The sequence below is a fragment of the Bdellovibrionales bacterium genome (assembly GCA_019750295.1).
In the GTDB taxonomy this organism is placed as follows: domain Bacteria; phylum Bdellovibrionota; class Bdellovibrionia; order Bdellovibrionales; family JAGQZY01; genus JAIEOS01.
On sequence record JAIEOS010000148.1, the window covers coordinates 1 to 5,302 of the forward strand.

A 5,302-nucleotide genomic window follows, 5' to 3' on the forward strand; every position below is an offset into this window, starting at 1 on the left:
AACGCCAGGTTCATCCGGAAGTTTTAAGCGCTTGTCTCGTTCCATACGGTACTGAAAACTTTCGGCCTTCTTTGCTTTGTCTTTTTTTGCCGAAGTTTTTTTTACTTTGAGCAGGTCTTCCAGAGCCGGAATGCTGGTAATGTCTTTTTTGTGCAGCTCTTTGACAAGCTCCTGCCAGATCATGACGGTGGCCTCGGCATGGGATGAAGCTCGATTATCAAGATGCAACGTCGGTCCAAAAAATCCACTGATCGCCCTCATATTATAACTGGTCATTCGCGGAAAAAGCATTTTGCTTAACTTTTGTGTGCAGATGAAATTTAAAGAGACTTGCTCTTCCGGAAAGTGCTCCTTAAAAGCAGCTTCAAGAAAAGTTTTCTCGAAGGTCGCATAGTGAGCGACGGCGTACACGTTGGACTCCGCCTGAATTTGCCGTTTTAACGTCTCTAAAACAGAGAGCACGGGCTTCGCATGGGACATTTCCTGCTCTGTGATTCCGGTCATCTCTCGGACTAAACGAGGAATCACCTTTCCCTCTGGGAGTTGAATCAGATGGGTTTCCACCGAGGACGACGCTCGATCCTTGAGAGAAGTCATGCACCACGACAGCTCCAGTAACTCCCCCTGGGACGGATGAGTGGCTGTCGTTTGGCAGTCAATAAAAAGAAAGCGCTGACTATGGAGATCCATCATCGCTCCAAAAGGCTTGAAGATCATCGAGAATGCGTTGAGAGGCCAATTCTTGGGGATGGCCCTCAACCCAGTCCTTTGGCATTGTGCCGATAAATTTATCCTCGAGAAAACGCCTATCCATTAACACGATGAGGCCGCGATCTGAGGACGAGCGGATCACTCTCCCGGCACTCTGTATGGTTCGCGCCATTGCCGGAAAAGTGTATGCGTAATCAAAACCCGCTCCAAATTTTTTATCGTAATATTCGCGAATCTGTTCTCTTTCGAAATTAAATGCGGGTAGCGCGGGGCCGACGATAATTGCACCGATGATACTTTCTCCCGGATAATCTACGCCCTCCGAGAACACTCCTCCCTGTACGGCCATCACGATGGTCGGACGAACTTGGTCTCTCAGGTGTTGGATCACTCCTTCCACCTCGAATTTTTCCATGTTGCGCTTTTGGAGAATAATTTCGAACCCCGGGACTTGGAGTTGAGCAGAGACTTTCTCTAAAAAATCAAAACTTGGGAAAAATACAAAGTAATTTCCGGGGCGAATGCTGACGATTTTGCCAATCGCCGCTTTGATCTTCACCACATTTGCCGCCCGATCTCGAAGCTTTGTCGAAACTTGAGGGATGACCAGGATTTTGCGATTTTCTTTAGGAAATGGCGTTTCGAATTCGGCACAGACCGTGTCCTTAGCGTTGAGACCCAACAGAGCCTGATAATAGTCGAAAGGTTTCAATGTTGCAGAAAAAGCGACAACACTCGAAAAGTCTTTGTAAACATCCTTTAACCACCAAGCGGCATCACAACAGACAATTTTAACTAACGGTTTTTCGCCCAACGTTTCGTAAATAATAACAAATTCATCACGGTAACTTTCAAGAATATCTACAAACTGAACAATTAAATTGTAAATATGAACGATAGGATCATCGCGCTGGAGCGGCTCATCGCTTTCCAAGTAACTGGTTAAAAGCTTCTGGACCGTCTCACGGAGAGATTGAGCGTCGTCGGCAGTGAGGGTAATCACACTGGGCGATCGCCCTCCACTCGCTTCGGCGATGCGATCAAAAAAATATCTGGCCTCAGTTGATAGCTTTTGCACGCCACCGACAATGTCCGAGGAGGGGTTCTCGATTTTTAGAATAATCTGCTCGATCTCGCGCAAATTCAGTTCTACTGAAAAATAACCCAATGCCCGCGCGGGAAGATTATGAGCCTCATCGATGACCAAATTGGGAAGCGATGTGCTTTTACCTAATCCGTTCTTACCAAGGCGTTCACGAACATTATTGGGTGAGAAAATATAATTATAATCGCCAATAACGACGTCGGCAAAAGCCGCACTTTCCATTTGCAACTCGAAGGGACAGACTTCGTACTTCTCGGCCATGGCTTTTAGGGATCGCTCGTTCAGATTTCTTTTTTTGAGGAGTTGCTCCGCGACCTTGTGCTGGTCCAACTTCGTGTAATGATCTTTCGCGTATTCACAATAAGCGGGATCACACATCACTTCTTCTTTAAAACACATCTTGCGCTTAGCTAACAAACTCAAGGCGCGGATTGAAGTTCCTGTCTCTTGAATTCTCTCGATCGCATCCTCAGCAACGCTGTGTTGACTATTTTTCGCAGTCAAATAGATGGTCTTTTGCCCTCGCAAAAGAGAATTTTGTAAAGTAGGAAGGACGACACCCATGGTTTTACCTAACCCGGTCGGCGCTTGAATCAACATTCGACTTTCTTTTTTGAGATGATCCGCAATGGTTTCGATGAGTTCCCGCTGACCCGGACGCTGCTGCTCAAAGGGAAATGTAATATCGGCATATTTTCGACGACGTTTCCGAGCGGCTTCAAACATTTTTTCACGATCCACGACATCCTTGAGTCGACGATCGAGCCAAGCCTCGTACTCCTCAATATCTAAGGGAAGATCCATGAATTCTTGGGAATGATTGCGCGAGTTCACCAGACAAAATCTTAAATTTGCTTTTTTTCGCGTCTGCATCCAGTAGAGATATCCGTAGGTCAGCAGCTGACGGCGATAGGGATGATCGGCATCGGCGACCAGTTTGGCGTGAAGTTTTTCAACATCGTAGGCGGTCTTGATCTCTTCGATCCATAGTTCGGGCTCTTCGCAAAACCCATCCATTCGGCCACCGACGGTGATCTGGTATTTATCATACCCAAACTCATGACTGATCCATTTCTCGGGAACGAAACCGGGGAACTCCCGCAAGCGCTCCTCTTGAATCTCTAAATGAAGTTGTGTGCCCACATCCGGAAGCCCACCGTAACCGGAGTAGGTTTCGATGCTCCCCACAAGAGGGCTAGGGATGGCGAATTCGGTGATACTGAGCGCGAGCTTTTTCATCTGGCGAGTATTATGTTCCTCTCGAGAGCTCAAAGCTAGCTTCGACCCCTCATTTCCGAAATTTCGCAGCACTCTCCCTGTACTGCTTAAAATAGAGGCAGAGGGATAAATTCAGTGACTCTAAAATCGAATATGCTAAAAAATCCCCATGTCGCAAAAACCCGGTCGCCCCTCTTTCGAAGAAATTTATATGGAACTGGCCTTCGCATTAGCGCGCCGCTCGACCTGCACTCGTCTTAACGTGGGCACGGTGATCACCTCCACGGATTATCGAAAAGTTTTAGCGATTGGTTACAACGGCAACGCCGCAGGTCTACCCAACACCTGTGATCGTCACGAAGCCGGAAACTGCGGATGCCTTCACTCCGAGGAGAACGCCGTCATCAATTGCGATTCCCCCCGGGCCACCGAAAAACACGTGTTCGTCACGCATCTCCCGTGCTCCGCGTGCGCGAAACGCCTCATCAATCTGGGGGGTGTCCGGAAGATCTTCTACCAAATCCAGTACAGATCGCTGGAATCCATACAACTTCTGGAGTCCGTCAACATTCAAGTGATTCAACTTCCAGCAAAAGCGAGCGCCGAACTCCCGCAATCAGAGAGCGTGGCCGCCAAGCTTTAATAACCCAATTTGGGCCATTGATTCCAGGTACACGTGCCAATCAACTGGGGAGCCGTTCCGACGGGTGAAGAATAAATTCGTCCTACTCCGGCATTACAAATCCATTGGTCATACTTCATGCGCACAAAAAAGAGATGCATGTCCTGACGGTTTCGACTTTCCGATGTTGCAAACTCTTGAACACTGACCCCAATGGCCCAGCGGTCGTTGAGTTCGTAGCCGACACTTCCGAACCAATCATCTCCCCGATCTCCGTTTGGATTTTGGACGACTCCATTCACCGCCTGAAACACGGGCCGCGATAAACTTTTAACCTTATCATAATCTGTTTTATCAAAAGATATGGACCAAAACAGACTTTTAAACTGACCGACTGTTTTCACCTGCAAAAACGTATTATTGAGCCAGCCTCGACACTCCACCTGTTCACAGTCGACTTCAGGTTGATCAACGTAGCGACGAGAGTACAAACGCCCTGCACTCAATCCCAAAAAAGAAATCGGGTAAAAATCAAAACCCACAATTCCCGTAGGCGAAGTCGACAGTCGCGCCGTCGCAAAGGTTCTAATATATCCAAACCAGGGATTTTGTGGATCTCCACCCTCACCCCAAAAGGCGTGACCATATCCACCATTAATATCCTGAACGGTGGCGACCGGTCGTGTGCGACCAAATACAGCCAAGGAGAGATCCCAGTCCGCAGCGGCCGGTATAATAATGAGCGAGATGAGCCAGATGAGCATTCCCTATTCATGCCACGAAAGCGGAGGTATGCACAGTTATTTTGAATTTCTTTTCTTAGGTTCGCGCCCATGCTCCGAACCCAAAACGATTTTTTTCTCGGGGAGCTGAAAAATTTGTAGAAATTGACCGAAGGTGGCGCGACTGAGTTCCAAAGATCTTTGGATATATTGGTGAGTTTCTGCACGCAGTTGATCTTCACTGAAAACTCCTGCCGAGGCTTCGATGATTTTCTTATGTTCGGGGCGATCAAGCCATCGTAAAATCATGGCCTCATCCACCTCGAGATGAAACTGCAATCCGTAAACTTTGTCTCCATAAGCAAAAGCCTGTCCTTCGCACATCGTCGTCCATGCAAGATGATCGGCACTTTTAGGAACATCAAAAGTATCTTGATGGAGCTGGAATATTTTTTCGGTTTTGTCATACGCTTTAAATAGAGGATTCGATTTTGCCTTATCGGTGACGTGGACATCATACCACCCCAACTCCCAGTCCCTGGCCTTACGGACGTGAGCCCCCAAGACCGCCGCCACCAACTGAGCGCCTAAACAAATTCCAAGAACAGGAATATTTTTTTGCAGAGCTTGCTCGATGAGGCGCATTTCGGTTTTAAGATGATGATACTTGTCGGCCTCGTAGACCGCCATGGGCCCTCCGAGAACAATGAGCCCACTGTAGGCGTCCAACTCCGGCTCAACCTGGGGATCTCTTCCAAAGTTGATATAACGAATACGAAATCCTGCCGCTTTAAGCATGGGATCGAGAGTTCCTAAAGGTTCGTGAGCCACATGCTGGAGGACCATAACTTTGCGCATGAGTCCTTATCGACGTTTACGGCAAAAAAGAACATCAACTTTGGTCCAGCTTGTCGCGTCTCTTCT

The 5,302-nt window shown here is 47.8% G+C and carries 5 protein-coding genes; 1 reads left to right on the forward strand and 4 read right to left on the reverse strand.

Annotated elements, in window-relative coordinates:
- Positions 1-693 (reverse strand): 3'-5' exonuclease (locus K2Q26_16035; protein ID MBY0317029.1); only part of this gene is annotated, 693 nt, incomplete at its 3' end.
- Positions 677-3,055 carry an ATP-dependent DNA helicase gene (locus K2Q26_16040; GenBank protein MBY0317030.1) on the reverse strand — a complete coding sequence of 793 codons (2,379 nt, stop codon included), beginning with the start codon at positions 3,053-3,055 and terminating at the stop codon, positions 677-679. The genes K2Q26_16035 and K2Q26_16040, both read right to left, overlap by 17 nt.
- Before the next feature lie 148 nt (positions 3,056-3,203).
- Here K2Q26_16040 and K2Q26_16045 point away from each other — a divergent pair, with 148 nt between their 5' ends.
- Complete coding sequence (locus K2Q26_16045; protein MBY0317031.1) at positions 3,204-3,677, forward strand: hypothetical protein; 474 nt, start codon at positions 3,204-3,206, stop codon at positions 3,675-3,677.
- Here the strand turns inward: K2Q26_16045 and K2Q26_16050 are convergent.
- Together K2Q26_16050 and K2Q26_16055 are read right to left on the reverse strand one after the other, a co-directional pair.
- On the reverse strand, positions 3,674-4,420 hold the full coding sequence (locus tag K2Q26_16050) for a hypothetical protein (GenBank protein MBY0317032.1): 747 nt from the start codon (positions 4,418-4,420) through the stop codon (positions 3,674-3,676). The genes K2Q26_16045 and K2Q26_16050 overlap by 4 nt on opposite strands.
- 36 nt (positions 4,421-4,456) lie before the next feature.
- Complete coding sequence (locus tag K2Q26_16055) at positions 4,457-5,236, reverse strand: gamma-glutamyl-gamma-aminobutyrate hydrolase family protein (GenBank protein MBY0317033.1); 780 nt, start codon at positions 5,234-5,236, stop codon at positions 4,457-4,459.
- Positions 5,237-5,302 lie beyond the last annotated feature (66 nt).

Bases quoted from the DNA above. Each gene is read 5' to 3' on its own strand.
- K2Q26_16040 (MBY0317030.1), bottom strand. From the start codon at position 3,055: ATGAAAAAGCTCGCGCTCAGTATCACCGAATTCGCCATCCCTAGCCCT.
- K2Q26_16050 (MBY0317032.1), bottom strand. From the start codon at position 4,420: ATGCTCATCTGGCTCATCTCGCTCATTATTATACCGGCCGCTGCGGAC.
- K2Q26_16055 (MBY0317033.1), bottom strand. From the start codon at position 5,236: ATGCGCAAAGTTATGGTCCTCCAGCATGTGGCTCACGAACCTTTAGGA.
- K2Q26_16045 (MBY0317031.1), top strand. From the start codon at position 3,204: ATGTCGCAAAAACCCGGTCGCCCCTCTTTCGAAGAAATTTATATGGAA.